We start from the raw sequence: 24,779 nt of genomic DNA, 5'->3' as shown, positions 1-24,779 counted from the left end.
GCAGTTGTAATGTGTTGCAGGTAGATGCCACTACCTGATTGCAGTACCGGGTCCCCATCGTCTAGAGGCCTAGGACATCACCCTTTCACGGTGAGTACAGGGGTTCGAATCCCCTTGGGGACGCCAGTTTTACCAGAGGGTCGTGAAAACGGTTCTTTGTTATTCCAGCGCAGAGTAGTTCGCGTTACATGGGGGGTATAGCTCAGCTGGGAGAGCGCTTGCATGGCATGCAAGAGGTCAGCGGTTCGATCCCGCTTACCTCCACCAAGTTTTGATGTAGTCGTACATTGCAGGTAGTTGCCACTACCTGACAACAGTTCAGGTCCCCATCGTCTAGAGGCCTAGGACATCACCCTTTCACGGTGAGTACAGGGGTTCGAATCCCCTTGGGGACGCCAGTAAGTGTGAGAAGCCGCCTTGTGCGGCTTTTTGCATTGTGCGATCGATCCGTTGATGCGGCATCAAGCACGTCGTGCCCGCGCAGGCGGGCACCCGAGTTCATGGCGCAGTCGATGGCTCACCGAACTTGGGTCCCCGCCTGCGCGGGGACGACGGTTTTTAGGTTAGCGGCATTAAGCACGTCGTGCCCGCGCAGGCGGGCACCCAAGGTCGTAGCGCAGTCGATGGCTCGCCGAACCTGGGTCCCCGCCTGCGCGAGGACGACGGTTTTTAGGCCAGCGGGATCAAGCACGTCGTACGCGCGCAGGCGTGTACCCAAGTTCATGGCGCAGTCGATGGCTCACCGAACTTGGGTCTCCGCCTGCGCGCGGATGACGGAGCCACCGGCAGCAGCTTTACCCAACTATTCCGACAACCGACATGCCCCTCGCCAACAAACCCGCACTCACCCTCGCCCTGTTCTGCCGCGTCGTCGATAATTACGGCGATATTGGCATCTGTTGGCGCCTGGCGCGCCAACTCCGGCGCGAACACGGCATCGCGGTCACCCTGTGGGTCGACGACCTGCAAAGTTTTCAGCGCATTTGCCCCGAGATCGACCCCGCCGCCGCGCTCCAGCGGGTGGGCGGTGTGGAAGTGCGCCACTGGGCCGACCAGGATGGTGCCTTCACCCTTGGCGACATCGCCGACATCGTCATCGAATTTTTCGCCTGCGACATCCCGCCCGGCTATATCACCGCCATGGCGCAGTGCGAACCGCGTCCGGTCTGGTTCAACCTGGAAGGCTTGACGGCCGAAGAATGGGTCGAAGGCTGCCACACCTTGCCATCGTCCCATCCGCGCCTGCCGCTGACGAAACATTTCTTCTTCCCTGGCTTCACCGCCAAAACCGGCGGCTTGATGCGCGAGGCGACGCTCGACGACGAACGCCGCCAGTTCCAGGAAGATCCCGCCACGATGGCCGAATTTCTGGCGAATCTCGGCGTCACCGAACAAGAAATGGCGTCGACGAAGATTTCGCTGTTCTGCTATCCGCACGCGCCGGTCGCGCAGCTGTTCGCGGCCTGGCAGGGCGGCTCGCACGCCATCACCTGCCTGGTGCCCGACGGCGTCGCACGCGACGCGGTAGAAAGTTTCCTGCAAGCGCCTGCCGATCCCGGCGCGTCCCGCACTTGCGGCGCACTGACCGTGCGCGTGCTGCCCTTCGTCGCCCAGCCCGACTACGACCGCCTGCTGTGGGCGTGCGACCTGAACTTCGTGCGCGGAGAAGATTCCTTCGTGCGGGCGCAGTGGGCCGGGCGCCCGTTTGTCTGGCATATCTACCCGCAAGACGAGAATTTGCACCACAAGAAGCTGCGCGCCTTTTTAGGGCGCTACGCCAGCGGCCTCGACAGCCTGTCCGCGCTCTCGCTGTGCTGGAACGGCGCCATCCCGGACGCGCCCGATCCGGCGCCGCTGTGGCCGGCCTTTTGCACCGCTTTGCCGGAACTGCATGCGCATGCCGACGAATGGCGGCGCCAGATGTTGGCAAACGGAGACCTCACCAGTAATTTGCTGAACTTTGCCTCTTCGCTTAGGTCATCACGGCCCGGATAAGGTACAATATTCGGTTAATTTCTAACGTATTTTTACCTCGATCAAACGTGAGCTTCCGGCGTCATGCCAGCAGGCGACAGATGATTTTTATGCAACCCACTTTTTACGTACACTCTTTATGAAACCTGCAAAAGAAATTCGTGTTGGCAACATCATTATGGTTGACAGCAAGCCTATGATCGTGTTGCGTTCCGATGTCAACGGCTCGAGCCGCACGGGCTTCACCTACAAATGGAAGATGAAGAATCTTCTGAACAACAGCCCGATGGAAAACGTTTTCCGTGGCGACGACAAGTTCGACGTCGTCGTGCTGGACAAAAAGCCAGTGACGTACTCGTACTTCGCCGATCCGCTGTTCGTCTTCATGGATACTGAATACAACCAGTACGAAATCGAAGAAGAAAACCTGGGCGATGCACTGCATTACCTGAAAGACGGCATGGAATGCGAAGCCGTGTTCTACGACGGCAAGGCCATCTCGGTCGAGCTGCCAACCACGATCGCACGCAAGGTTGCTTACTCCGAGCCAGCAGTCAAAGGCAATACGTCGGGCAACGTCCTGAAAGAAGCCAAGCTCGAGAACGCAATCGAAGCGCACAGCCACTCGGTCCAGGTGCCACTGTTCGTCAGCACCGACGACGTCATCGAGATCGACACCCGCACCAACGAGTACAAGCGCGTCGTCCGTAACTGATCACGCCGCTGCTCCAAAAAAAACGCTGCCTCATGGGCAGCGTTTTTTTTGGTCGTTATGATGTGCTTACTTGGCTTTTTTGGCCTTGGCGAACACCGGCCCCCACAGCGGATGCCCGCTTTCGCCGGGCGCCAGCGCAAAGGACGGATCGAGCTTGAAGGCTTTGTCGAAATGCTGGCGGCACGGCGCCGGGCGCGAGGTCACGCAGTAGCTGAAGGCAATGTACTTGTGCGCGATCACCTGGTTGGCCTTCGAGCCGCCGCTGACATCGGCCGCGCCGAGACGCTTGATGGCGTCGTTGTACGCACCCTGGTTATACAGCTCGATGCCTTCGCTCAGCGCCACCTGGTCGCTGTTGGGCGCCTGGGTGGCCGGGACCACGGGCGTGGGCGGGCGTGGCGTGGGCGTGCGCGGGGTGCTCGGCTTGGCGGCCGCGCTCGGCTTGCTCGGCGCTTCAGGGGTGACGCAGCCGGACAGCGCGAGGCTGCCGGCCAGTGCGGCGTACATCAGAAAGTGTTGGGATCGGTTCATGCCTCGATCTTAATGCGTTTATTTAGGCTGCGCTGTGAAATCATGTTCAATCGTGCGTGACTTGTTTTTGCTGGTGTCGAGATTGACCGTGAAATCCTGGAAACCGGGATTGGCGATCCGGATTTTGTGCTTGCCGGCGGCCAGGGTCAGTTTTTTCAGGGGCGGCGTCACGCCCGCCTCTTTGCCATCGACATAGATGGTGCCCCATGGCTTGATCGACAGCTTGTAATTGAACGATTCCGGCGCCGCTTCCGGCACCGGCTCGGCCAGCACATCGGCGGCAGCGACGCCCTCGGTCGGCACGGTCGCATCGGCGACAACGGTCTCGGCCGGCACAGGCGGTTCGGCCGGCGGGGTTACCGCAGCCACTGGCGCCGGTATGGCTGCCGGCGGCGGCAGGACGGCGGCGGGCATGGCGGGCTGGGGCTGGGCCGGCGCGACCATGATGGTGTCGGACGGCTTGGACAGCAGCGAATACAGGCCCACGCCGATCGCCGCAACCATCACCACGCCGGACGCGGCAATGCCGGTCCAGGCCGGCAAGCCCTTTTTGGCCGGCTTGACCGGTTTGGCGGCTTTGTCGGCCACCTCCGGCTTCGGACGGCGCGAGGACTTGGCCAGCGGATCTTGTTTCGACGACGAGCCGGGCGACTTCGACAGGTTTGGCTTGGGCGGCGCGCCCTCGGCCCCAGTGGCCGGCACGGGACCGGTGCTGGCGCTGGCAGTAGCGTCCGGCAAGCGGTCGATCGTGGCGAAGCGCTGGGCCGGCCCAGTGGGGCGGGCGCGCGGCGCTTCGCCGCTGGTGTCGATGCCCAGCAACGCGCGGAAGGCGTCGATGGTTTGCGGGCGGTCTTGCGCCAGCACGGCCAGGCCCTTGTCGATGGCCGCCAGGAATTCTTGGCCATAGCCGGGCAGGCCGCGTTCGGCCAGCGGCTTGACCGGATCGCGCACCATGCGTGCGATCGAGGTCGCGGGCGGTTCCTTGATGATGGCAAAAAACATCACCGCGGCCAGCGCGTAGATGTCAGTGTACGGACCCTGGTCGAGCGAGGCGTCGCCGGCGTACTGTTCCACCGGCGCATAGCCGGGTTTCAGGATCACGGTCAGGCCGCGCGTGCGGTCGCCGATGATCTGGCGCGCCGAGCCGAAGTCGAGCAGCACGGCGTCGCCGCTTTCCTGCACGATGATGTTGTCCGGCGAAACGTCGCGGTGCAGGATTTTCATGGTGTACAGCATCTCGAGGGCGTCGAGAATCTGCTTCATTACCTTTTTACACCACGCTTCGGTCACCAGCTCCGGGCTATGCGTGACAATATCCTTGATCGTGCGGCCGTCGTAATACTGCATCGCCGTGTAGGCGGTGCGGTTCTGTTCCCAGAAACGGTGGACCTTGACCAGCGACGGGTGGTCGAACTGGGCCAGGAAGCGCGCTTCGTTGATAAAGCTTTTCAGCCCCACATTGAAGGTTTCCTGGTGCCGTTCGGCACGCACCATGATGCTGTTGTCGCTGGCGCGCGCGGCCAGCACGCCCGGCATGTATTCTTTCAGGGCCACGCTGCGCTGCAGCGAATGGTCGAACGCCATGTAGACGATGCCGAAGCCGCCTTCACCGAGCACGCCGGTGATTTCGAAGTCGGCCAGCCGGGTGCCGATCGGCAGGCAGTTTTCGGAGCCGGGGGCGAGGGCGTTCATACGATCTCGCTCTCGACACGGATGGCGTACGCGGAGAAATTGTCGCGTACCTTGTCGGTGCCTTCCAGCGCCGCCTCGGCCAGCGCGCACATGGCGCTCAGCCATTGCTCGCTGTTGCCCGATTCGGCCAGGGTGCGTTCCATGTCGTCTTCGTGCACCCATTCCCACAAGCCATCGCTACACACCAGCAAGGCGTCGCCGTCGAGCAACTGGACCGGGCCGTCGCCGAGCGCGACCGGGGTTTCGCCTTCGGCGCCGACCGCCGCGAACAGGATGTTGCGTTGCGGATGGCTGCGCAGTTGCTCGGCGCGCGCATAGCCGGCGTCGATCAGTTGCTGGGTCAGGCTGTGGTCGCGCGTGACGCTGACCAGTTGCGCGTCGCGGAACAGGTAGACGCGGGTGTCGCCCAGGTGCGCCCATAAAGCGTGGGCATTGGCCTGGTCCACCAGCAGGGCGGCCACGGTGGCGCTCATGTCGTGGTTCTGCGGCTGGGTTTGTTTGTTTTTCGCAACACTGGCGATGGCGTTGGCCGTATACGACAGCAAGGCATGGGCCCCGAAGGCCGGTGCGGCGGCGAATTTCTCGAGCATGGCTTCGACCACGATATGAGCGGCCACTTCGCCGCCCTCGTGCCCACCGGCGCCGTCCGCGATGATGAAGCAGGAAATATCGCCATGCTGGGCTTCGCCGACAGCGTCCTGGTTACTGGCGCGCATGCCGATTTCGCTGATGCGGGTCCAGGCCAGCCGGATCGGATTGCGCTCAACCATTGTTGCTGCCGGCATTCGCGCGCTCGACTTCCTTTTCATAGGCGGCCAGGAAAGCCGGGCCGAAAATCGACTTGAACTGGTCTTTTGTTTCCGCCTCGGCGGTGTGGTAAGCCTGCTTGTAGGTCTTCCAGCTCTCGGCCTGGCGGCGCGAGGGAATCAGGGTGCCCATCATGCCGCCGCCCGACACTTCGGTCTCGAACAGCTCCGGCTTCAGGCGCGCCATCATGGCGGCCATGCTGGCGCGGGTGCCCGCCACCATGCCTTTTTGATGACTGCGCAAGTCGTTGTAGGCGTCGTCGAGCGACTCGAGCGGCTCCATGAAGCCGGGCATTTTCTTGCGCAGCATCTGGGTCAGCACGGTCTGGCTGTCCGGGAAAAATTTGAGTGGATTGTTGTTGCGCATCACCACCATCGTGACATCGGCCTTGACCTCTTGCTTGACCAGCGAGCGCAGGGCCAGCAAGTCGATCGTCCCTTGCAGCGAGCTGGCCATCAGCTTGCCCATCAGCTCCATTAACTCCGGCGTCAGGCCGGAACCGAGCGCATCGGCAGGAATGCCGGCGCCACGCAGGAAAGCCTGCTTCAGTGTTTCAATGTCATCAAGCACGACGTTATTATTCATGAGTGCGGGGCCGCAGGGGAGCGTCGATGTTTATCTCAAGCAATCATGCCAGATTTAACGATTAAGCGCATCACCCGGATGAACCTAATTTATGCATTTTGCCTCATGACAACGCAATTTGCCGCATCTTCCGGCATGAACGCCATCATTGGCGTCATGCGAGCGTCCTTCCGCCGCATTTCTGGGCAGCGGGACGCGTGACACGTTTAGTGTAGCTGCATAAGTGCCCCGCCGCATAGCCCGGCTTGTCGGATGCGCAACACAATGCCTTGCAGAATCGTTACCAGATGTTTCCTCAGACAGGCTGCTAGGCGTCGATAAAGCGCATCTTGAAGCTGCGGCCCTTGATATTGCCGAAATCGCGGCCCAGTTTGTTGCCCGCGTTGAGGCGCTGGAATGCGTGCTCGGCCACATGGCGGTCGAGCGCCACATAGGTCATGAATTCGAACACATTGATCTTGCCGACCTGTTCCTTGGTGAGGCCGGCGTCGCCGGTGAGCGCGCCCAGCAGGTCGCCCGGGCGCAGCTTGTCTTTCTTGCCGCCCATGATGACCAGGGTCACCATCGGCGCCGGCGCGGCCGGCTCGCCATCGTCGGCCAGTTCGGCCAGCGGATGCCAGGCCACCGGCGCGTGCTGGTACTCCTCGATCAGCTTGACCCATTTCTTTTCGTTCGGCGCGCACAAGGTCAGCGCCAGGCCCGATTCGCCGGCGCGGCCGGTGCGGCCCACGCGGTGGATGTGCACTTCGGTATCTTTCGACACGTCGGCATTGATCACCGCGCCCAGGTTGGCGATGTCGAGGCCGCGCGCGGCCACGTCGGTGGCCACCAGCACCGAGCAACTGCGGTTGGAAAACAACACCAGGATCTCGTCGCGCTCGCGCTGCTCCAGTTCGCCGTACAGCGCCAGCGCCGAAAAGCCCTGCGCGCGCAGTTCATCGGCCAGTTCGCGGCAATGCACCTTGGTGTTGCAAAAGGCCAGCGCCGAGACCGGCTTGAAGTGTTTCAGCAGGCGGCCCACGGCCTGGTCGCGGTTGTCGAAGCCGACTTCATAAAAGCGCTGCTCGATCTGGTCGCCGCTGTGCTGGGCCTCGACCACCACTTCCACCGGGTTGCGCAGGAACGATTCGGTGGCGCGCCGGATATCGTCCGGGTAGGTGGCCGAAAACAGCAGGGTCTGGCGGCGCGAAGGGCAGGCGCTGACGATGCCGGCGATCTCGTCGTAGAAACCCATGTCGGTCATGCGGTCCGCTTCGTCCAGCACCAGGGTCTGCACCTTGGACAGGTCGATGCTGCCGCGTCCCAGGTGGTCGCGGATGCGGCCCGGGGTGCCGACCACGATGTGGGCGCCGTGTTCGAGCGAGGCGATCTGCGGGCGCATCGGCGCGCCGCCGGTCAGGGTCAGCACCTTGATATTGCCTTCGCCGCGCGCCAGGCGGCGCAATTCGTTGGCCACCTGGTCGGCCAGTTCGCGTGTCGGGCACAGCACCAGGCCCTGGACCGCGAACCAGGCCGGATTCAATTTATGCAAGATGCCGATGCCGAAGGCGGCGGTCTTGCCGCTGCCGGTCTTGGCCTGGGCGATCAGGTCGCGTCCGTCGAGCACGTGCGGCAGGCTCTTGGTCTGGATGTCGGTCATCTCGCGATAGCCGAGCGTGTCCAGGTTGGCCAAGAACGTGGCGGTCAGCGGCAGGGTGGCGAAGGCGTTTGGATTCATGGCATGCTCTGGCAAAAAGGGGACGGGCCCAGTCTAACAGGCAAGCTGAGAGAGGGCGAATGGCGGGGAATTACGCGGCAGCCCAGTTGGGCAGGCCGGTCAGGTCGGTATTGTCTTCGCGCCGCCATACTGGCAGGCCGCTGGCGTCGGTTTCGTCGAGCAGTTCGAGTTGTTCCTGGCGCAGGGTTGCTTTGCGCGGGCGCGGCGCGCTGGCGCGGCGCGCTTCGGCAGGGGGATGAACGAGCGGCGCAGCCGCGCCGAACCCCGGCAGATCGAAGGTCGCGTTATCTTTTTTGTCTCTCATGGGAAGCGCGGCGGACTCGCTTGAAGGCAGCAAGTCCCTTTCTAAAAACAAAAGCCCGGCTGTGTGAAGAGTCGGGCTCAGTTCAAAATGTGTTTGGTTGCGGGGACAGGATTTGAACCTGTGACCTTCGGGTTATGAGCCCGACGAGCTGCCAGACTGCTCCACCCCGCGTCTGAGCGGCGAATTATATAGAGGTTCCGCCGAATATGCAAATGATCTGTCCGTCAGCGCAAATCGTAGCGTGCGCGCAGTGCTTGCAGGGCGCCGTTTTTCTCCAGTCGCGCGATGGCGGCGTTGATGCGCGCCAGGTCGTTGTCGGTGGTGCTGGCGCGGCTGAGCATCAGGTGCACCGGCGCCTGCTGCAGTACAAAGGGTAACTGGCGCAGCACCAGCTTCTGGCGCTGCGCTTCGTACATGATGGCGGCGCGGTCGCCCATGATCAGCTGCGCGCGTCCGGCGCCCAGCATGCGCATGCCCTGCTCGAAGGCGCCGAATTCGAACAGGCGCCCGGCGGCGCGCAGGCCTGGCGCGGCGTGCGCGAATTGCGGCCCGTACCAGCCGACGCGCGGCGCCAGCACGGCCGCCTGTTCGCGCGCGACCCCCGTCATGCTGGTCACGCCGGCGTAACGCGCATAGTCGCGCGCCAGCACGAACAGCGCCACTGTCTCGTGCCGGTAGGGGGTGGAAAAGCGCGCGAAACGGCGCCGCTCCGGCGTGTCGGTGGCGGCCAGCATCAGGTCGAAGTCGCCACGCTCGAACAGCAGCATGCGCCGCACCGTCGGCAGCGGCGGGGCGGTGACCAGGGTGCAGCCGGCTTCCTTGAGGATTGCCTTGGCCATGTCCATATCGAGGCCGGTCTGGAGGTTTTCTTCGTTGGTGAAGGAGTAGGGCGGCCACTCCTCGCTGACCATGTTCAGCGGGCGGCTGCAGGCGGCGGCGTGCGTGCAGGCCAGCAGCGCCGCGGCGGCCAGCAGGCCCCTTACAGTGCGCGCAGGCGCCATAGCGAGGTCAGTTCGGCGGCGCGCGCGGCGTGCAGCGGGTCGGCGGCATCGGCCGCGCGCGGATGGGTGGGACGCACGTCGTGGCGTTCGATGACTTCAAGGCCGCCGCCCGCGATCAGCGCGAGCAACTGCTCGCGCGGGCGCAGGCCGAGGTGCTCGGCCAGGTCGGACAGAATCAGCCAGCCCTCGCCGCCGGGCGCCAGGTGCGCCGCCAGGCCATTGAGGAAGCCCTTGAGCATGCGGCTGTCCGGGTCGTACACCGCGTACTCGATCGACGAACTCGGGCGCCCCGGCAGCCAGGGCGGATTGCACACCACCAGCTTGGCGCGCCCTTCCGGGAACAGGTCGGCCTGCACCACGTCGACCGTGCCGGCCAGGCCGAGGCGCTGCAGGTTTTCGCGCGCGCAGGACAGCGCCCGCGCATCCATGTCGGTGGCCACCACGCGCGCCACGCCGCGCTGCGCCAGCAGGGCCGCCAGCACGCCGGTGCCGGTGCCGATGTCGAACGCCAGCGCGCACCCGTCCGGCAGCGGCGCGTCGGCCACCAGCGTCACGTACTCGCCGCGGATGGGCGAAAACACGCCGTAGTGCGGGTGGATGCGCGCCTCCAGCGCGGCAATCTCGACGCCGTTCTTGCGCCACTCGTGGGCGCCGATCAGGCCAAGCAGCTCGCGCATCGACGCCACGAAAGCTTCGTCGCTGCGCCCGTAGGCTTCGTTGCAGGCTTGTTTGACATCCGGCGCGCGCCGCAGCGGCACGCTGTAGTCGGCCTCGAACGGCAGCAGCAGCATGGCCAGGGTGCGGGCGCGCTGCGACTGGGCCTGGCGGTGCAGGTGGAAGGCGTCGGCCGGCGAGGCGGGCGCCTTGGGCGCCTTGGCGCGCCCGCCTTTATGGTCGGCGCGGCGCGCCAGCGCTTGCAGCAGCTGGCGCGCGTTGTGGAAGTCGCCGCGCCAGAGCAGGGCGGTGCCTTCGCAGGCGAGGCGGTAGGCCACGTCGGCCGGGGTTTTGTCGTCGGCGATGACGACTTTTTTGGGCGGCGGCATGCCGCTCTCGGAGCGCCAGCGCGCGCTGCGCGGCTGGCCCTCTTCGGTCCAGTGGATGCGCGCCGGGGCGTCGGCAGTGTGTTCAGGTTGCATGGGGGCGATCGGTCAGTGGTGCGAAAACGGAAAACGGCAAGCGCCCCGTGCGGGCACGGGGCGTCGATATCACTATTATACGTGGGCCTGTGGCCTCGTCAGGCGCGCGCCAGCATGCCCGCGCCCGCCGGGGCGCTGCCGTAGGAGCTGGCCAGCACCTTGCTGCGGTCTTGTGCCGGCACGTCCGGCTGGTCGGCGCGCGGGCGCGGGGCCAGCAGGGCGGCGCGGTCGACCAGGCGCAACAGGCGCAAGCTGAGATCGCCGCCGCCTTCGCCGGACGGGCCATTGACGTTGGCCTGCAATTCGCGTCCGAGCAGCTTGAACAGGTCGTCCAGGCTGCCGGGAAACTTCACCGGCGGCAGCGGTTTGCCGGTCAGTACCAGCACATCGGGCGAATCGAGCCGGGCCGGGCGATTGGCCGATGCGGGGTTCGCCGCCGTGTCGGCGCGCGCTTCGCTGGCCAGGCTGGCACTGGCTTCGTAATTGACTTCCAGCTCGAAATCGAAGGTCTGGCCGTCGGCCGTGCGCAATTGGCCGGTGCCGATGAAACTGGCGGACTCGTTCAGGGAAAAGGCGCTGCTGCGCACGCTGCCGTTTTGCATGGCGGAGCTTGACAACGCCGACTGCGCCTGCACCGCCACGGCGTCGAAACTGACCGTGGCGCCCTTGGCGGCGTCGCCGAACAACTTGCCCACAAAGGTATCGAGAAACTTTTGCGCCACATCGACGGTGGAGCTGGCCAGGTCGCCGACCCGGTTGATCATGCTCTGTGGCGACAAGCTGACGTTATCGTTGTACAGCGACACCGGATCGACCACCGGCAAACGCGGGGCGACATTGCCGCTGGCCGGGGTCAGTTGCGCGCCCACGTTCCGGCCGCCACCCTGCGCGATGGCGGGAGGGACAGTGGAAACGGGCGCGCGGGCGCTCAGGGCGGACAAAAAAGACATGGTGGCCAGACAATAAAAACGTTGCGTTACTGACCATAACGGCAGTCATGCCGATTACTTTAGTTATTTTTCTATTATTTTTTTATTGCCTTGAGGCATCTCAATCAATGGTGATGGGACCATTGCCCTTCTGGCGAAGCGAGATAGGATTGAACTGCGTCCTTGCTTCCTGTCGCATGGCGCTTGATTTCCCCGCAGGCGCACACGCCCTGGTAGGGCTGGATGTGGGAGCAGGCGGACACTTTCTGCAGGAAGACTTTGACAGGTTTCTCGCACTTGACGCATTTAAAGGTCAGCACGCGGGCGGGTTTTGACATGGGAAAGATCCGGACGTAAAAAACGCGCATTTTATCATCGGGATGCGCAGTCGCAGTCAACTGTTGGCCTGGCACGGCGTTAACGGAGCAGGCCCCTGGGCGAACAGATCGAGACAGGAAGCAACATGAACACCGACAAGCAACCAAGCAAGGAAAGCGTGCGCCAGTGGCTGCGCACGCAAATCGCCCAGCGCCGCCCGCCGCCCGACCCGCAGGAAATCCGGCGCGAGCTGGGATGGGAGCGGACCAAGGTGCAGTTGGCGAAAGCAAAACGATAAGTGCTTGAAAACAAAGCGGGCGGTTTATTGCACCGTCACGGTACTGGTGCCGCCGCCGCCCGGCTGCACCAGGATGCGCGTTGCAATGCGTTCCGTCATCTCCTGCACATGCGAGATCACGCCGACCTTGCGGCCCATCGACTGCAAGCCGTCCAGCGCATCCATCGCCACCCGCAGCGTTTCGCTGTCGAGGCTGCCGAAACCCTCGTCGATGAACAGCGACTCGACCCGCACCCGGTTCGACGATAGCGACGCCAGTCCCAGCGCCAGCGCCAGCGACACCAGGAACGATTCGCCGCCCGAGAGCGAATTGACCGAGCGGACCTCGCCGCCCATGTCCTGGTCGCGCACCATCAGCCCGAGCGACGGCCCGGCTGCGTTGACCACGCGTTCGAGGCGATAGCGCTTGGCCAGGTGATGCAGGTGGCTGTTGGCGTACCCGAGCAGCACATCGAGCGTGAACTGCTGCGCGTAGTTGCGGAATTTCTTGCCGTCGGCCGAGCCGATCAACTCGTTCATCTTGCCCCAGCGCCGCTCGCGCAACTGCTGTTCCTCGATCTGCGCCATGACCGCCTGCGCCTGCGTGCGCCGCACGTCGTCCTGGGCGATCTGCAAACGCAGCGCGGCGGCGTCGCCGGCGGCCGCGTTGCGCTCGTCGACCAACTGGGCCAGCGTGTGCTCCAGCAAGGCCTCGCTGGCGGCCGGATCGTCGCCATCCCGCTCCTGCCGTTCGTGCCGCTCGTGCAGTTCGCGCTGGGCGCGGCGTTCGGCCAGCACCGCCGCCGCGTTGGCGCTGCGCTCGTCGAGCGCCTGCAAGGCGGCGCGCTCCCGCATGATGACGCCGGCGTCCTCCGCCAGCAGGTCGGCCAGGCGCGCGCCATCGGCCACGCTCTCCAACGCCGGATGGCGTTCGCCGTAGCTGGCCAGCCATTGCGCCAGCCGCTCGCTCACCTGCTGCCTGCCGGTCTGCGAGCCGGTGAGCCGGGCGCCAAGGTGCAGCAGCGCGTCGCGCGCGCGCGTTTCGGCTTGCGCCGCTTGCTGGGCGGCGCTTTGCTGCTGCGCCAGCGCGGCGCGGGCCGCGTCGACGGCGCCGGCCAGCTGCGCCTCGATCTCGCGCACCGGCTGCCCGCCCCACAGCGCGGCGCGCTGCGCATGCATGGCCCGGACTTCGGCGTCGATCCGTGCAAAGTCGGCGTCGGCGCCGGCGCTGGCCTGGCGCGCGCGTTCCAGGTCGCCGGCCGCCGCCAGATTGGCCGCTTCCAGCGTCAGGATCGTCGCGGCGCGGCTGGCGTGCTGCGCCGATTGCGTGCGCCATTGCTGCGCTTCGGCGGCGCGCGCATCGCGAAACGCCGCCGCGTCGCGCCGCCATGCGCTGGTCCAGTCGCCGCTCAAGGCGGGGTTGAGTTCTTCCAGCAGCTGCGCCAGGGCGCTTGCCGCGCGGGTGCGCTTGTCCGACAGCGCCGCGTGCTGGGCGCTGGCCTGGGCCAGGGCGGTGCGCCCGGCGCTGGCGGCTTCCTGCAGGCGCGCGTGGGCGCTGTTGGCCGTATCGCAGGCGCGCTGCGCGGCGTCGCGCGCGCTGGCGGCCGTGCGCGCGGCCCGTTCGCGTTCGTCGAGCTGCTGCGAGCGCGCCTTGAGCGCGGCCACTTCGCCGACGAACCACGCGCCGCGTGCGGTTTCTTCGGGCGCGACGTCGGCCAGGGCGTGCTCGTTCCATGCCGCGTGAGCCTCCGCCAGGGTGGCGTCGAGCAGCTCGTGTTCGCGCACGCTGGCGTCGAGCTGGACGCTGGCGGCCGCGGCGAGCGCGCGTTCGGTGGCCTGGGCCGACAGGTTCTCTTGCAGCGCGGCGCGGCACGCGGCCACTTCCGCGCGCAGGCTGTCCAGCATGGCGCGCAGGCCCGCATCCTGGTGCTGGTACGGGTGCTCGGCGCTGCCGCACACGGGGCAGGGCTGGCCGTCATCGAGGTTGGCGCGCAGGTCGACGACGCTGTCGGCGCACGCCAGCTCGGCGATCTTGAGCGAGCGCTCGGCCTGGGCCAGTGCCGCTTCGAGCGCGCCGCCGGCGGCCACGCGCGCGTCCAGCGCGTTGTCGGCGGCGGCGATCGCGCCGCGCGCACGCGCCGCATTGGCGCCGGCCTGGCGCAGGCGCTCGCGCGTCGCGTTCACGGCGGCCCAGATTTTCTCGGCCTCGACCAGGCTGTCGCGATGCCGGTCGAGCGCCGTGCGTTCGGCGCGCAGCTGGTCGGCGTCGACGGCGTCAAGCGCGCTGATGGCTTGCTGGCGCGTGGTCTCCAACGCTTGCAGTTGCTGGGTCGATTGCGCCAGCGCTTCGGCGGCGCGCGCTTCGCTGTCGGTGGCGGCCAGCATGGCTTGCTGCGCCGCGTCCAGGCCGGCGGCGCTGGCGCTGTCCTGCGCAGCGGCTTGCGCGGCCTGGGCGAACAGCGTGTCCCAGCGCGGCCACCCGGCGGCCAGTACTTCCCAGTCGCTTTGGCGCACCAGCCAGTCGGCGCCTTGCTGGTGCGCGCTGCGCAGCGCGGCCAGTTCGGCGCCTTTCGCTTCCAGCGCGGCGCCGGCCTGGGCGGCGTCGCGCGTGGCGTGCTCGCGCACCTGCGCCGCCTTGGCGTGCGACGGTTTGAGCGCCGCGATGCTGGCGTCGAACGCCTTGGCCTGGTCCAGCTGCGGCGCACTGGCGCGCAGGGCTTGTTCCTTGTCCTGCAAGGCGGCGCTGGCGCCGGCGAAAGCGACGGTCGCGCCTTGCAGCGTGTCCTGGGCGCGTTGCAGCTCGCCGCCGCTGGCCGCCAGCGCTTGCTCGATGGCGGCGAGGTCGGCGTCGAGCCGGGCCTGTTCGGCCAGCAGCGCGCGCGCCGGTTGCAGCGCGTCCAGCGTGGCCAGGTGGCGCCGGCGCGCCTCGGCTTGGGTGGCGTCGGCGTGGGCGCTGGCCAGCGTTTCCTCGGCCAGCAGTTCGTTGCGGCGCAGGCGCGCACGCTCCTGGTGCCAGCGCAGTTGATGCTCGAGCAGGGCCTTGCGCTGGTCCAGCGCCGCCAGGGCGATGTCGGCGGCGCCGCTGCGTTCGTCGATGCCGGCGCGCGCCTCGGCGGGCAGCGGGGCCTGGTCGGCCAGGCGCGCGGTGAGGCGTTCCAGTTCTTTTTGCTCGTTCCGGAAGCGCTCGAATGCGCGCTTTGAAATGGCGGTGTAGATGGCGCTTCCGGTCAAGGTCTCGAGCAGCTCGCCGCGGTCGTTTTCCTCGGTCTTCAGGAAGGCGGAAAATTCGTTCTGCGCCAGCAGCACGGCGCGCGTGAACTGTTCGAACGAGAGCCCGATACACTTGGTAATCTCGTCGAGCACTTCGGTTTTTGTTCCACCGAGCGCGATCAGCTCCGGCAAGCGCTGAAGGCTCATGGCCGATGGCTGCAGGCCGCCGCCGGCCTTGCCGCGCGAGCGCCGCACGCTCCAGCGCGCGCGGTAGCGCAACTGGTCGTTCCCGACAAAGTCGACTTCGGCATATGCCTCGCCCGCGCCACGCCGCAGCAAGGTACGCGGATCGTGGGCCGAGACGGTGTCCTGGCCCACATCGGGCAGCACGCTGCCGTTGCGCACGATCTTGAGCAGCCGTGGCGTGGCGTTGTACAAGGCCAGGCAGAGGGCGTCGAGCAGGGTGCTTTTGCCCGCGCCGGTGGGGCCGCTGATGGCGAACAGGCCGGCCGCGGCGAGCGGCTCCTGTTCGAAGTCGACGCAAAATTCGCCGGCCAGCGAAGCGAGGTTCCTGCCGCTGATTTTGAGGATCTTCATGCGTCGTCCCCGTGCGCGCCGGGCAGCATCAGTTCCGCAAAAGCGCTGAGCTGGTCGGGCGGCGCCTCGTCGCCGAATTTCTGGCGGTACAGGCGGCGAAAAATATCGTCCGGCTGGATCTGCGCCAACTGCTCGAGCGAGAGCACCGTGCCCGCCTCGCCCGCGCCATTGTGCTTGCGGGTCGGTTCGATTTTCGCCAGGCGCACCGGTTTACCGGCGATGGCCGCTTCGACCCGGCCGCGCAGGCCCGGTTCTGGCGCGTCCAGCAACACCCGCACCTCCAGAAAGGGCTGGGCCGGCAGCGGCAAGTCTTCCAGCTCGAGCGCCGCGAGCGCGGCCAGTGCTTCTTCCAGGGGCGCCGGTTGGGCCGGCACGCGCAGCAGGTCGACCGCGCGCGGCACCAGCAGCGGTTCGACCTTGACGGCGCCGTCGATCAGGTCGACGCGCAAAATCTGGTGCTGGTAGGCCACTTCGGAGAACGACAGCGGCAGCGGACTGCCGCTGTAGCGCACCTGCTCCTTCTGGCCGACGCGCTGCGCCAGGTGCAGGTGGCCCAGCGCGGCATAGGCGATGGCCGGATCGAACATCGCCGCCGGCAGCGCTTCGGTGCCGCCGATGACGATGCGGCGCTCGGAGTCGAGCGAGGCCTGGCCGTCGACCATGTGACAGTGACCCATCGCGACGACCACCTGGCCGTCTTCGCAACGGGCTTTGGCCAGCGCGAACACCTGCTGGTAGAGCAGGGCGATGCCGTTCAGGTAGGGGTCGGGCGGCGGCGCATCTGTGGCTGGCGCCACCGGCCCGGGCGGCGCCACACGCGGCACGTCGCCCGGGCGCAGGAAGGGCACGGCGATGCACCACGCCGCCACCGCGCCGGCCGCGTCGTGCAGCGGCACGATCAGGCGTTCGAGGTCGATCTCGCCGTCGCGCCGGCGCGCCACGTGGCCGACCACGGTGGTGCCGTAGGCTTCGAGCAGCGGCGCGGGCGCTTCCAGGCGGCCGGGCGAATCGTGGTTGCCGGCGATGATGACGATGTCGAGCAAGGGCGCGCGGGTGCGGGCCTGCTGCAAGAAGCGGTACAACTGCTTTTGCGACGCGGCGGACGGATTTGCGGTATCGAACACGTCTCCGGCGACCAGCAGCGCGTCGGGGCGCTCCAGCACGATGATGTCGAGCAGCCAGTCGAGAAAACACTGGTGCTCGTAGGTGCGGTCGTGATTATGGAGAGTCTGGCCCAGATGCCAGTCGGAAGTGTGCAGCAGGCGCATAGGTGTGTTGAGGCGAGGAACAGGCGCTCAATATAGCGCAATATGGCGACGCACGACCGGCGCCGGCGCAGGCGGCGGCGCGCTCACTTGAGAAAGCGGCGCAGAAAAGCCAGCGCGGCGCGGCCTTCACCCCACGCGACAAATGTTCCGGCCGCCAGCAGTCCCCCGTCCTGCAGCCGGCTCATTTGTGTTTCTGCGCCGTCATGGCGGGGGCGGCGGAACGACATTAATGACGCGTACGATGGTTTGCGTGTCAAGTTCATAGGGAACACGAATGTTTGAGCCGACAAAATCCTTTGTATTCCGGGTGATGAGCAGTCGCTGCGTAACATTTCCGGTGGCTCGGATGATGGCGTCTGGTAGCGCCATCTTCGGCGGCCTGCGGATACTAGCGCCGCGAACCGCGGCTGCTTCGTGCATGATCGCTTCATTCGTGTGAATAACGTCGAATCGCAAACTGACCAAAAATGCATGCGCGCGCAACTGTTCCAGGAGCGGTGCGCCAGCAATCAGCTCCATCCATGAGATAGCGCTGATGGCAGGGTTGGCATAATAGTCCAGCTCTTGACGGGCTTCCGGAATACCCTTCAAAGCATCGACAAGAATGTTTGTGTCAAATAAGACTAACCCCATTCGTCCCTCATTGCCTTTTGAAACTGAAGACCCTCGGGTATATCATCGCGATCTTTCCAAATTCCAAACATCTCCTTGAGTACCGCAGTACGTCTCTCACGTATGCTTTTCAATGCATCGTCAGATGACCCTGGCTTCTCCACTGGAAGATGAACTTCCGAGGGGGAAACCAGCCCCCCTTCGAAGGGGGGACTGTCGACACGCAGGCGCAACTGCTCATGTTTATCCTCGCTCTCGATTTGGCAAGTGATCGACATGCGAGCTTGCGGAACCGAATTGCTCGTCCCCGCCTCTGGTCGATAGGTATAGAGAATTTGATGGACTTTTCTGTCTTCAACAATTTTCCCCGTTGTATGCACGGTCGTCACGTAGCTCAGATGGAAATGCGTCGAGTAGGATTGCGGCGGGACTGTGCGGGCCGCCTGAACCCCGCTTTCATCCGGCGACGCGCTTGCTGGAGAGGACCTATCTGTGCCCCTCGCGGTATCGCCACTGCTTTGATTTAGTGAGCTCATGCGTTGTTCCCCCGGTTGTCCATGCATGCCGCATCAGTCTAGCGCACTTAAGCCGTCGTGCCCCGTGCGCCTGTGGCGCCTCGTAGCGCGGATCTGGGAAAATGCCAAGTGATTGCCTGCGATAGAAGTTGGACAGGCCCGCTTCGCTGAAGTTCCCGCCCAGCGCCGGTCGGCTCACGTTCAGTCAGGATGTGGCGGAGATGCGGCCGAAGCGCGATGCTACTCGTCGTCGGTCGTAAACGGAAACGCGCCAATGAAGATTGGGTCATCCGCAATGGGGCGGGTCACCTGTGCCGGGTCATATGCAAACTCGTACTGCAGAACCACCCAGCGCGCTTGAAGACAGCCCTTTCCACCCGCGGCCCGCAGGACCTCATCCATGAACGATGTGGAGTAAGAAATATCTTTCAGCAGGGATTGCAACGGCACTTCGTCGAAATCGAAACAATTCGCTTCCTGATCGTCGAGGCGGTAATAGCCGACGCCGCAAAGCTCTTGCAGTATGTCGACGTCTGGTGCGTGCCATGCGCCCTTCTTGCCCACCCAAACGGACACAAAGCCATCCTTTTCAAAGTCCTGGGTGTAAAAATCATCCTCGTCAGAGCGATCTGGTGTGGTCATTTTTTCTCGATATCGACAACTTCTCCAGGCTGCACCCGCATGCATGTCGATGAACGCCAGGCAGCCGATTGCAGGGTAAGTCCAGTATTTTAGTCCGTTTGCCTGCGCACCCGCCATGCGCTTGCGCTTGTGCCCGCTCAGCGGCCGTCCTGGCGCCCCTGCTACAGTCAAACCGGACGGCCAACCGGGAGGACTGCCATGTTTGCTCGACTGACACATCGGATCTGCGCGCTTCTGTGCGCCGCGCTGGCGCTGCCGGCAACTGGCGCGGTGCGCTTCCTGGCCCTGGGCGACGCTGGCGAAGGCAATCGCGCCCAGTACGCGAACGGCAAGGCCATGGCGGCCTTGTGCGCGCGCAAGGGCTGCGATTTCGTGATCTATCTGGGCGATAATTTCTACGGGAAAGGCATCACCCGCCCGGACGATCCCCAGTTCCAGCAAAAGTTCGAATTGCCCTACGCCGGCCTCGACCTGCCGTTCTATGCCATGCTGGGCAACCACGACTATGGCGATCCGCCCCTGGACTACTGGAAGCCGCAGTTCCAGGTCGCCTATACCTGGCGCTCGGCGCGCTGGAAAATGCCGCACCCGTTCTATCACGTGCAGAAAGACGAGGTGGCCTTGTTTGCGCTCGACACCACCGGCTACCTGCAGGGCGTCAACACCGATACGCAGCGCGCCTGGCTGGCCGGCGCGCTGGCGATTTCCGGGGCCAGGTGGAAGATCGTGGCCGGCCACCATCCCTACCTGTCCAATGGCGAGCACGGCAATGCGGGCAACTATGAAGGCTGCGGCAATGTTTGCCCGGAGATTATCAACGGCGCGCCCCTCAAGCGCCTGTTCGAGGACGTCATCTGCGGCAACGCCGACATCGTCCTCAGCGCCCACGACCACAACCTGCAATGGCCGACGGCGCGCTGCGGCACGCAATTCATCGTCTCAGGCGCCGGCTCGAAAACCACGCGCCTGGTCGGACGCGACGCCAATCCGGTGCACTTCGCCTACGACCGCAGCCCCGGCTTCCTGTGGGCCAGCATCGACGGCGAGCGTTTCAGCGCGGAGTTTTACGACCTCCATGGCAAGCTGCTGTACCAGCGCAGCATCACCAAGGCCGCGCCACCGGCCTGGCGCTGCCTGCGGCCGTGGCCCGGTTACGCCGGATGCCTGCCGGCGCAATTGCTCCCTGATAGTAGCCCTCCCGGCAGCAGCGCTCCGGCCGATGGAGCACGTTAATACGATCGCTCGAGCAGGTCCCGGTTGAGGTAAAACGCCACGGCGACCAGCACCGCAACGACCGCGCCGTGGGTCCAGATCGTGCCGTACCACAGCGGATCGGTGTGCTTGACATGCTCGGAGAAACGGGGGGCGGCAAACCCCCACGGCCCGATGCGCGCCCAAAAATTCAGCGCGGGCACGAAGAAGAAATAGATTAGCGGCAAGATGAAGGCGATTACCCGGCCCGGCCAGTCGTGCCGGACCACAGCGTACGCGCTCGCCGCCAATGCGATCACGCCAAACGTGAACCAGATGCACGGCTCCAGGCCAAGATGCATGGCTGCCGCAAGGGTGCTGAAACACTTCCACAGCATGCATGCAACGATGATGGTCAAGCCAATCATGCTCCACGCCGCATCGCTCCCATCGGGCCTTCTGTCCATGCCGAATCCTTTCAGAAAATAGTGAAAGGAAATTCTAATCCGCGCCGCCCAGCTGCAAAGCGGACACATCAGCGAATAGGAAAATTCCTACCACACCCGTTGGAAGGAAGCGCTTGCCGGCGCTGCGGGCGGCGCGCGGTCTCCGGCCGCCGCGCGCCAGGTATTGCGCCCGGCCTGCTTGGCCTGGTACAGCTGCATGTCGGCCTGCTGCAGCAGCGCGTCCGGATCGGGCAGGCCGCCGCTGAAGTAGGCCAGCCCGATGCTGGCCGAGACCGACACCGTGACCATGCCCAGCTCGAACGGCGCCTGCATCGCGCCAACGATCTTGGCCGCGATCGCCTGCGCGTCTTCCGGGCGCGCCAGCTTTTCCATGATGATGGTGAATTCGTCGCCGCCCAGGCGCGCCACCGTGTCGCTGGCGCGCAGGGTCTGCGCCAGGCGCGCCGAAAACGCCTTGAGCAGGGCGTCGCCCACATGGTGGCCATGGGTGTCGTTGACCGGCTTGAAATGGTCGATATCCATGTACATCAGCGCCATCAGATGGCCGTCGTCGGCGCTCTCGCGCATGGCCAGGCTGAGTTTGTGCAAAAAGCCGGCGCGGTTGGCCAGCCCGGTCAGCGCGTCGACCTGGGCCAGCTTGAGCAGGCGCTTCTTCTCGCGCTTTTGCGAGGTGATGTCCTGGCGCATGACGTGAAAGCCGACCACCGTCACGCCGTCCTCGCCCAGCTGGGGAATGTAGGTCACTTCCAGCGCGCGCTCGCTGCCTTCGCGCTCGTCGTGTTCTTCGAACACCAGGGTCTCGCCGCCGAGCGCGCGCAGGATGTACGGTTCGAGCGTGGCGAAGCGCTTTTCGCCGACGGTCTGGCGCACCGTCATGCCCGGAACCTGGGTGCCGCCGCGCCCGAACTCGCGGTCGTAGGCCAGGTTGTGGAAGCGGTAGACCTGGTTGGCGTCGATGTAGGCCACCATGGCCGGCAAGGTGTCGGCGATGGTGCGCAGGCGCGCCTCGCTTTCGCGCAGCGCCATCTCGGCTTCGCGCAGGGTGGTGATGTCGTCGACGGTGCCCACGAAGCCTTCGATGCGCCCGCCGATGCGCACCGCCGCCACCTTCAGCGAGGCCCATACCAGGCTGCCGTCGGGATGCAGGCAGCGCACCACTTTCTTGAACGGCTCGGCGTTCCTGCTCTGGTGCCGGAAGATGGTGTCGAGACTGTCGCGCTCCTCGGGCAGCAGCGCGTCTTTCCAGCCGCTGCCCAGCGCCCGCTCGCGCGTCACGCCGGTGATCGTTTCGAACATGCGGTTGACGTAGGTGCATTGGCCGCGCAGGTCGGCGCGGATCAGGCCGAGCGGCGAGGCGTTGGTGATCGCGGTCAGCTGCGCTTCGCTGTTGCGCAGGTTCTGGTCCTGTTCATGGCGCCGCGTGACGTCTTCGGCGATGCATAAGATATACTCGATGACGCCGTCGTTGTCGAACAGCGGCACCGACACCGTGTGCAGGTAGCGCAGTTCGCCGTCGGGACGGCGCAGCGGTTTTTCGGGCAGGTCGACCGCCGCCGGACTGGCCAGCATGGCGCGGTCTTCTTCGGGACTGCACAGGGCGAAGTCCGGCGCGAAAGCGGCGCAGTCGGTCTGGCCGATCACGTCGTCGGCGGCGTAGCCGGTGGCCGCTTCGGCCGCCTTGTTCCACACCACCATGGTGCCGAAGCTGGCCGGGCGCACGCTCTTGACGTAAATGAGCAGCGGCAGGTGTTCGATCAGCGATTGCAAAAAGCCACGGTTGCCGCTGATTTCGAGTTCGGCCAGCTTGCGCGCGCTGATGTCGCGCCAGCTCACCGCCACGCCGGCCGGCAGCGGCACGATCTGATGGCGGATCCAGACCGGGCGCTCGCCCGGCGTGCGCAGTTCGACTTCTTCTTCCAGCGGGCGCGATTCGAGCAGCACCTGGGCGTAGCGCGTCAGGAACGGCGGGTCGACGTTGTGCGGCAGCAGCGGCAGGATGCCTTGCCCGGTGACGGCCGCCCGGGTGTGCCCGAGCAGGGCCGCGCCCTTGTCGTTGATGTCGGTGACGGTGAAGTCCACCACCTGGCCATCGGCGTCGCGCCGCGCCTTGAGGAACATGACCCCATCGAGACTGCCCTCGGCCGCCGCGCGCGAGGTGGCCTGGGCGTCGCGCGCGGCGCGCATGCTGGCGCGCAGGCGCGCGCTCTGGCGCATCAGCAGCGCCGTGACCAGGGCGATCGCCAGGGTTGCGGCCAGCGCGATCACCAGGTAGCGGATGCGGTGCCGTTCGAATTTTTCCATCGCGGCGCGCTCGGTGATGCCGACCACCGCCACCAGCGCGTAGCGGTCCATGTCGCTGTAGCTGTAGATGCGGGCGATGCGGTCCGGCGGCGCGTTCGGCACCAGTTCGTCCGACCCCTTGCTGTGCGCCCGAAAACCGAGGCGTTCGCCCACGAACAGGTGCTCGCCGACGCGCCCGATGCTCAGTTGGGCATCGTGGGCCCACAGGAACAGGGCCGCTTCGTCGTCGACGTTGACGCGGTCGTAGTCGTCGACGAAATAAAGCGGGTCGATCATGATCACGATGGCGCCGGCGAAGCGGCCGGCGCCATCGTTCAGGCGGCGCGCGATCTGGATCATCCATTTGCCGCTGCGCGGCTCCACCACCGGGGTCGAGAACTGGGGCGCGTCGCCAGCGCCGCGCGCGAGCGCCTCGAACCACGCCGCGCCGGCCGCGGCGCCGGCCTGGAAGCCGTTGGCGCTGTCGAGAATCGCGCCGTCGCGCCCGACCAGGGCCATCGGCAGATTGAGCTTGGCCGGCAGCACGCTGTCGAGCAGGCCGTTGCGCCGGCTGAATTCGGCCAGGCGCAGGGCGCCGTCGGTTTCCTCGAACTTGAGCTTGAACAGCTGGGTTGCATGGTCGCTCTGGCGCAGGATGTGGCTGACGTGCTCCGACAGCACGCGCGCCAGCGCCTGGCTGGCCAGGACCGCGTCGTGATGGGCTGCGGCGCGCTCGACCCCCATCTGGTGAAACAGGGTGATCCACATGGACGCCATCAGCGCCAGCGCGAAGCAGGGGAGCAGCAGGACCCGGAACAGGCGCCTGGCTGATCGGCGAAATGCGCTGGCGGAAGGAATAGGCGTCCCCCTGATGGTTGAGTAGCATCAAAAGACTTGGCGCGGCTGCAAGTGCATGGCATGCGGCCGCAGGCTAACTTACATTCTGCGCGCAAATACCGGTGATGTGGTTGGCGCACGCGAAAAAATCTTGGGTGCAAGAACATGGCGTGGCGTTTCGTTACTAAATGCTCTACGCTACGTTGCGATGTGCTGACAAGAAACGCGCTGATGGCACGCCCCTTGCGCTAGATCAAACGGATGGTGTCGGAGTTCTTTACACTGGTTTCTCCGGGCTGATGCAAAAGTTCATAAAGAACAACTCCAAGCCTGCCTGAACACACGACTCCAGCCAGGCTCCCGGGCGCTTGCAGCGTCCGGGTCTTGCGTATGCGGGCATCTTCTGAGGAGAACGAATGTTAACGGCGACATATACCCTGGTTGCACTGTCTGTCGAGCAAGCGAATATCCGCAAGCAAGTGCAGACTTTGCAAAAATTGCTTCACTCGGCCTTCGCGCACCAGAATGCGTTGGCCGCCGGGCAGGTTGGCGCCGCATGCGAGATGGTCAAACGCCTGTACGAAAATTGCCACTGGCGCAAAATCGACATGTTTTTGGCGCCGGCCATCCGCAAGGCCAGCCCCGCCGCCGAGCGGCTGCTGCTCGACCTGGAAGAACTGGGCCGGGCCGCCGCCGACGCCGTGGGCGTGCTGGTGGTGCGCCTCGGTGTCACGGCGCTCGACACGTATGCCGGCGTGGCCCAGTTCTGCGCCGCGCTCGACGCCTTTTGCAGCGCCACGCTCAAACGCCTCGAACGCGAGGAGAAGGAATTGTTCCCGGTGGCGCGGGCGGTGATTTCCGGCGAGGCGTGGTTTTCAATCGCCAATGAAATGCTGGTGCATGATGCGTACGAGCAAGACCGCAAGCCGTCGCGCCCGGCCATCGGCACGGCCGGCTACGGGCAGGAGCGTGGAGTCGCCCGCACCGAAGACGCCGGGCGGCGTCGCTTCGCCACCCATCTGGCCCACTGACGGCGGGCCGCTTCACCCGCGCCGGAGCGCTCCGGGCCGGCGCTTGCCAAGCCGGTGGCACATGCCACCCGCGGTATCGGGCAGGAATACTCTAGCCGATCGCGTGCTTTTCGCGCCATTCTTGCTATCATGGTGGTTTTGAA

At 65.4% G+C, this 24,779-nt stretch carries 22 protein-coding genes and 4 tRNA genes; 8 read left to right on the top strand and 18 right to left on the bottom strand.

Translation table 11 applies throughout. The features are described 5' to 3' along the window. Window positions 1-50: 50 nt before the first annotated feature. The 5 genes from F0185_RS32460 to F0185_RS32440 all read left to right on the top strand — a co-directional run bounded on the left by F0185_RS32460 (window position 51) and on the right by F0185_RS32440 (window position 2,689). Window positions 51-126, top strand: a tRNA-Glu gene (locus F0185_RS32460). Window positions 127-191: 65 nt separating this feature from the next. Continuing rightward, window positions 192-267, top strand: a tRNA-Ala gene (locus tag F0185_RS32455). Window positions 268-322: 55 nt separating this feature from the next. After that, window positions 323-398: transfer RNA gene (locus tag F0185_RS32450), tRNA-Glu, on the top strand. Window positions 399-819: 421 nt separating this feature from the next. Further along, entirely contained in the window at window positions 820-1,995 is a 1,176-nt protein-coding gene (gene earP / locus F0185_RS32445) for an elongation factor P maturation arginine rhamnosyltransferase EarP (RefSeq protein WP_167232569.1), read from the top strand. 118 nt (window positions 1,996-2,113) lie between these two features. Beyond that, entirely contained in the window at window positions 2,114-2,689 is a 576-nt protein-coding gene (locus tag F0185_RS32440; RefSeq protein WP_054267202.1) for an elongation factor P, read from the top strand. A gap of 66 nt (window positions 2,690-2,755) precedes the next feature. On the opposite strand, the gene F0185_RS32435 is transcribed toward F0185_RS32440, so the two are convergent. From F0185_RS32435 to F0185_RS32385, 11 genes are all read right to left on the bottom strand, one after another. Further along, entirely contained in the window at window positions 2,756-3,220 is a 465-nt protein-coding gene (locus F0185_RS32435; RefSeq protein WP_167232567.1) for a TssQ family T6SS-associated lipoprotein, read from the bottom strand. A gap of 18 nt (window positions 3,221-3,238) precedes the next feature. Further along, window positions 3,239-4,912: a serine/threonine-protein kinase gene (locus tag F0185_RS32430; protein ID WP_229477299.1), complete on the bottom strand. Its 1,674-nt coding sequence runs from the start codon at window positions 4,910-4,912 to the stop codon at window positions 3,239-3,241. Beyond that, window positions 4,909-5,697 carry a PP2C family protein-serine/threonine phosphatase gene (locus tag F0185_RS32425; protein WP_167232563.1) on the bottom strand — a complete coding sequence of 263 codons (789 nt, stop codon included), beginning with the start codon at window positions 5,695-5,697 and terminating at the stop codon, window positions 4,909-4,911. The genes F0185_RS32430 and F0185_RS32425 overlap by 4 nt, the downstream gene beginning before the upstream one ends. After that, complete coding sequence (tagH, locus tag F0185_RS32420; RefSeq protein ID WP_166895801.1) at window positions 5,675-6,304, bottom strand: type VI secretion system-associated FHA domain protein TagH; 630 nt, start codon at window positions 6,302-6,304, stop codon at window positions 5,675-5,677. Before tagH ends, F0185_RS32425 begins: the two co-directional genes overlap by 23 nt. 307 nt (window positions 6,305-6,611) lie before the next feature. Beyond that, window positions 6,612-8,021: an ATP-dependent RNA helicase DbpA gene (gene dbpA / locus F0185_RS32415; protein ID WP_166895799.1), complete on the bottom strand. Its 1,410-nt coding sequence runs from the start codon at window positions 8,019-8,021 to the stop codon at window positions 6,612-6,614. Between the two features lie 70 nt (window positions 8,022-8,091). Next, window positions 8,092-8,325, bottom strand: coding sequence for a hypothetical protein (locus tag F0185_RS32410; RefSeq protein ID WP_166895797.1), 234 nt, complete (start codon window positions 8,323-8,325; stop codon window positions 8,092-8,094). Window positions 8,326-8,419: 94 nt separating this feature from the next. Continuing rightward, window positions 8,420-8,496 (bottom strand) — tRNA-Met (locus F0185_RS32405). Window positions 8,497-8,549: 53 nt separating this feature from the next. Then, window positions 8,550-9,326, bottom strand: a complete 777-nt coding sequence (locus F0185_RS32400; RefSeq protein WP_167232561.1) for a substrate-binding periplasmic protein — start codon at window positions 9,324-9,326, stop codon at window positions 8,550-8,552. Next, window positions 9,305-10,462 (bottom strand): methyltransferase, encoded by a 1,158-nt coding sequence (locus tag F0185_RS32395; protein WP_167232559.1) that lies wholly within the window; start codon window positions 10,460-10,462, stop codon window positions 9,305-9,307. The genes F0185_RS32400 and F0185_RS32395 overlap by 22 nt, the downstream gene beginning before the upstream one ends. A 98-nt stretch (window positions 10,463-10,560) precedes the next feature. After that, window positions 10,561-11,412 (bottom strand): hypothetical protein, encoded by an 852-nt coding sequence (locus F0185_RS32390; protein ID WP_167232557.1) that lies wholly within the window; start codon window positions 11,410-11,412, stop codon window positions 10,561-10,563. A gap of 104 nt (window positions 11,413-11,516) precedes the next feature. Further along, a complete protein-coding gene (locus tag F0185_RS32385) occupies window positions 11,517-11,729 on the bottom strand; it encodes a hypothetical protein (RefSeq protein ID WP_167232555.1) in 213 nt (70 codons plus the stop codon). Between the two features lie 125 nt (window positions 11,730-11,854). On the opposite strand from F0185_RS32385, the gene F0185_RS32380 reads away from it, so the two are divergent. After that, complete coding sequence (locus F0185_RS32380; protein WP_167232553.1) at window positions 11,855-12,007, top strand: hypothetical protein; 153 nt, start codon at window positions 11,855-11,857, stop codon at window positions 12,005-12,007. Window positions 12,008-12,031: 24 nt separating this feature from the next. Here the strand turns inward: F0185_RS32380 and F0185_RS32375 are convergent, their stop codons facing one another. The 5 genes from F0185_RS32375 to F0185_RS32355 form a co-directional block, all read right to left on the bottom strand. Next, window positions 12,032-15,793 (bottom strand): AAA family ATPase, encoded by a 3,762-nt coding sequence (locus F0185_RS32375; RefSeq protein ID WP_167232551.1) that lies wholly within the window; start codon window positions 15,791-15,793, stop codon window positions 12,032-12,034. Further along, the gene (locus F0185_RS32370) at window positions 15,790-17,061 is read right to left on the bottom strand and encodes an exonuclease SbcCD subunit D C-terminal domain-containing protein (RefSeq protein ID WP_167232549.1); all 1,272 of its coding nucleotides are present in this window, start codon (window positions 17,059-17,061) and stop codon (window positions 15,790-15,792) included. The genes F0185_RS32375 and F0185_RS32370 overlap by 4 nt, the downstream gene beginning before the upstream one ends. A gap of 201 nt (window positions 17,062-17,262) precedes the next feature. Continuing rightward, complete coding sequence (locus F0185_RS32365; protein WP_167232547.1) at window positions 17,263-17,694, bottom strand: PIN domain-containing protein; 432 nt, start codon at window positions 17,692-17,694, stop codon at window positions 17,263-17,265. Continuing rightward, window positions 17,685-18,209: a hypothetical protein gene (locus F0185_RS32360; protein WP_167232545.1), complete on the bottom strand. Its 525-nt coding sequence runs from the start codon at window positions 18,207-18,209 to the stop codon at window positions 17,685-17,687. The genes F0185_RS32365 and F0185_RS32360 overlap by 10 nt, the downstream gene beginning before the upstream one ends. A 219-nt stretch (window positions 18,210-18,428) precedes the next feature. Beyond that, on the bottom strand, window positions 18,429-18,830 hold the full coding sequence (locus F0185_RS32355) for a hypothetical protein (RefSeq protein ID WP_167232543.1): 402 nt from the start codon (window positions 18,828-18,830) through the stop codon (window positions 18,429-18,431). 198 nt (window positions 18,831-19,028) lie between these two features. Between F0185_RS32355 and F0185_RS32350 the strand changes: the two genes are divergently transcribed. Continuing rightward, the gene (locus F0185_RS32350) at window positions 19,029-20,063 is read left to right on the top strand and encodes a metallophosphoesterase (RefSeq protein WP_167232541.1); all 1,035 of its coding nucleotides are present in this window, start codon (window positions 19,029-19,031) and stop codon (window positions 20,061-20,063) included. On the opposite strand, the gene F0185_RS32345 is transcribed toward F0185_RS32350, so the two are convergent. Together F0185_RS32345 and F0185_RS32340 are read right to left on the bottom strand one after the other, a co-directional pair. Continuing rightward, window positions 20,060-20,449, bottom strand: a complete 390-nt coding sequence (locus F0185_RS32345; RefSeq protein WP_167232539.1) for a hypothetical protein — start codon at window positions 20,447-20,449, stop codon at window positions 20,060-20,062. The genes F0185_RS32350 and F0185_RS32345 overlap by 4 nt on opposite strands. Window positions 20,450-20,575: 126 nt before the next feature. Continuing rightward, entirely contained in the window at window positions 20,576-23,536 is a 2,961-nt protein-coding gene (locus F0185_RS32340) for a PAS domain S-box protein (protein WP_229477298.1), read from the bottom strand. Between the two features lie 485 nt (window positions 23,537-24,021). Here F0185_RS32340 and F0185_RS32335 point away from each other — a divergent pair, with 485 nt between their 5' ends. Continuing rightward, the gene (locus tag F0185_RS32335) at window positions 24,022-24,636 is read left to right on the top strand and encodes a hypothetical protein (protein WP_187362712.1); all 615 of its coding nucleotides are present in this window, start codon (window positions 24,022-24,024) and stop codon (window positions 24,634-24,636) included. The last annotated feature ends 143 nt before the right edge of the window (window positions 24,637-24,779 follow it).

Source organism: Massilia rubra, from assembly GCF_011682065.1.
In the GTDB taxonomy this organism is placed as follows: Bacteria; Pseudomonadota; Gammaproteobacteria; order Burkholderiales; family Burkholderiaceae_D; genus Telluria_A; species Telluria_A rubra.
This window is presented reverse-complemented; position numbering and strand designations above follow the sequence as displayed.

What these genes read in the sequence shown, in the direction of transcription:
- earP (WP_167232569.1), top strand. Translation starts at nt 820, where the DNA reads ATGCCCCTCGCCAACAAACCCGCACTCACCCTCGCCCTGTTCTGCCGC.
- F0185_RS32440 (WP_054267202.1), top strand. Translation starts at nt 2,114, where the DNA reads ATGAAACCTGCAAAAGAAATTCGTGTTGGCAACATCATTATGGTTGAC.
- F0185_RS32435 (WP_167232567.1), bottom strand. Translation starts at nt 3,220, where the DNA reads ATGAACCGATCCCAACACTTTCTGATGTACGCCGCACTGGCCGGCAGC.
- F0185_RS32430 (WP_229477299.1), bottom strand. Translation starts at nt 4,912, where the DNA reads ATGAACGCCCTCGCCCCCGGCTCCGAAAACTGCCTGCCGATCGGCACC.
- F0185_RS32425 (WP_167232563.1), bottom strand. Translation starts at nt 5,697, where the DNA reads ATGCCGGCAGCAACAATGGTTGAGCGCAATCCGATCCGGCTGGCCTGG.
- tagH (WP_166895801.1), bottom strand. Translation starts at nt 6,304, where the DNA reads ATGAATAATAACGTCGTGCTTGATGACATTGAAACACTGAAGCAGGCT.
- dbpA (WP_166895799.1), bottom strand. Translation starts at nt 8,021, where the DNA reads ATGAATCCAAACGCCTTCGCCACCCTGCCGCTGACCGCCACGTTCTTG.
- F0185_RS32410 (WP_166895797.1), bottom strand. Translation starts at nt 8,325, where the DNA reads ATGAGAGACAAAAAAGATAACGCGACCTTCGATCTGCCGGGGTTCGGC.
- F0185_RS32400 (WP_167232561.1), bottom strand. Translation starts at nt 9,326, where the DNA reads ATGGCGCCTGCGCGCACTGTAAGGGGCCTGCTGGCCGCCGCGGCGCTG.
- F0185_RS32395 (WP_167232559.1), bottom strand. Translation starts at nt 10,462, where the DNA reads ATGCAACCTGAACACACTGCCGACGCCCCGGCGCGCATCCACTGGACC.
- F0185_RS32390 (WP_167232557.1), bottom strand. Translation starts at nt 11,412, where the DNA reads ATGTCTTTTTTGTCCGCCCTGAGCGCCCGCGCGCCCGTTTCCACTGTC.
- F0185_RS32385 (WP_167232555.1), bottom strand. Translation starts at nt 11,729, where the DNA reads ATGTCAAAACCCGCCCGCGTGCTGACCTTTAAATGCGTCAAGTGCGAG.
- F0185_RS32380 (WP_167232553.1), top strand. Translation starts at nt 11,855, where the DNA reads ATGAACACCGACAAGCAACCAAGCAAGGAAAGCGTGCGCCAGTGGCTG.
- F0185_RS32375 (WP_167232551.1), bottom strand. Translation starts at nt 15,793, where the DNA reads ATGAAGATCCTCAAAATCAGCGGCAGGAACCTCGCTTCGCTGGCCGGC.
- F0185_RS32370 (WP_167232549.1), bottom strand. Translation starts at nt 17,061, where the DNA reads ATGCGCCTGCTGCACACTTCCGACTGGCATCTGGGCCAGACTCTCCAT.
- F0185_RS32365 (WP_167232547.1), bottom strand. Translation starts at nt 17,694, where the DNA reads ATGGGGTTAGTCTTATTTGACACAAACATTCTTGTCGATGCTTTGAAG.
- F0185_RS32360 (WP_167232545.1), bottom strand. Translation starts at nt 18,209, where the DNA reads ATGAGCTCACTAAATCAAAGCAGTGGCGATACCGCGAGGGGCACAGAT.
- F0185_RS32355 (WP_167232543.1), bottom strand. Translation starts at nt 18,830, where the DNA reads ATGACCACACCAGATCGCTCTGACGAGGATGATTTTTACACCCAGGAC.
- F0185_RS32350 (WP_167232541.1), top strand. Translation starts at nt 19,029, where the DNA reads ATGTTTGCTCGACTGACACATCGGATCTGCGCGCTTCTGTGCGCCGCG.
- F0185_RS32345 (WP_167232539.1), bottom strand. Translation starts at nt 20,449, where the DNA reads ATGATTGGCTTGACCATCATCGTTGCATGCATGCTGTGGAAGTGTTTC.
- F0185_RS32340 (WP_229477298.1), bottom strand. Translation starts at nt 23,536, where the DNA reads ATGTGGATCACCCTGTTTCACCAGATGGGGGTCGAGCGCGCCGCAGCC.
- F0185_RS32335 (WP_187362712.1), top strand. Translation starts at nt 24,022, where the DNA reads ATGTTAACGGCGACATATACCCTGGTTGCACTGTCTGTCGAGCAAGCG.